This window comes from Rahnella sp. NRRL B-41462 (assembly GCF_003263525.1).
Classification (GTDB): domain Bacteria; phylum Pseudomonadota; class Gammaproteobacteria; order Enterobacterales; family Enterobacteriaceae; genus Rahnella; species Rahnella aceris.
This window is the reverse complement of record NZ_JYDF01000192.1, coordinates 1-742: the sequence shown is the minus strand read 5'-3', so window position 1 is coordinate 742 and position 742 is coordinate 1. Positions and strand designations below refer to the sequence as shown.

General features: G+C 50.7%; 1 protein-coding gene and 1 pseudogene. Both read left to right on the top strand.

Annotated features, from left to right (window positions below; genetic code table 11):
- Positions 1-14 precede the first annotated feature (14 nt).
- Positions 15-263, top strand: a pseudogene (locus tag UC14_RS26535) (signal peptide peptidase SppA); the annotation flags it as partial.
- A 68-nt stretch (positions 264-331) separates the two neighbouring features.
- On the top strand, positions 332-706 hold the full coding sequence (locus UC14_RS26530) for a WG repeat-containing protein (protein WP_232829751.1): 375 nt from the start codon (positions 332-334) through the stop codon (positions 704-706).
- Positions 707-742 lie beyond the last annotated feature (36 nt).

The window sequence follows — 742 nt, the reverse complement described above, 5'->3', positions numbered from 1 at the left end:
TTGTTGGAGAGACCATGCGCACATTGTGGCGAATTATCGCCGGTTTTTTTAAGTGGACTTGGCGTCTTCTTAATTTCGTCAGAGAATTCATTCTCAACGTATTCCTTATTCTCATTATTCTGGCTGGTGTTGGCATCTGGTATGCCGTGCAGGACAAGCCTGTCGAAACGACCCAAGGTGCACTGCTGGTTGATCTCAGCGGCTCAGTGGTCGACAAGCCTTCCGTCAATAATAAAGTCCGTCAGTCGACCCGCAGGATGGTACGCCAGCGACCCGTTATGTCGACAACACCGGTAAATTAGTACTGACGGTACAGGGGAATGCCAGCCTGATGGTGAATGATCATGCTGTACTGACACGCGCAGACGGCATGAAAACCTGGATAAACGGCCAGGGGAAACAAGCTGAGGGTATTGCTTATGCCGACTTAGGTTTGCCTGTGGATGGCCTGGCATTCGCCAAAACGAACAATAATTACGGTTTTGTCGATGTACAGGGTAACTTTGCCATTGCACCGCTATTCAGTGCCGTCTCACCGTTTGACAGCGGCGTTGCCGTCGTTTCAACGCCTGTGATGTCAATGATGATTGATAAAACGGGTAAACCGCTTGCAAGGATCGATAAGGAATGCGGCATTGCCGTTTTATACGGCGCTGGCAGCGCAAGACAGTGGCCGGTAGCGATGCCGGATAACTGCAAACCGTAGAACGCATTTCTGGCTTTTAAAACCCGCTACGGCGGG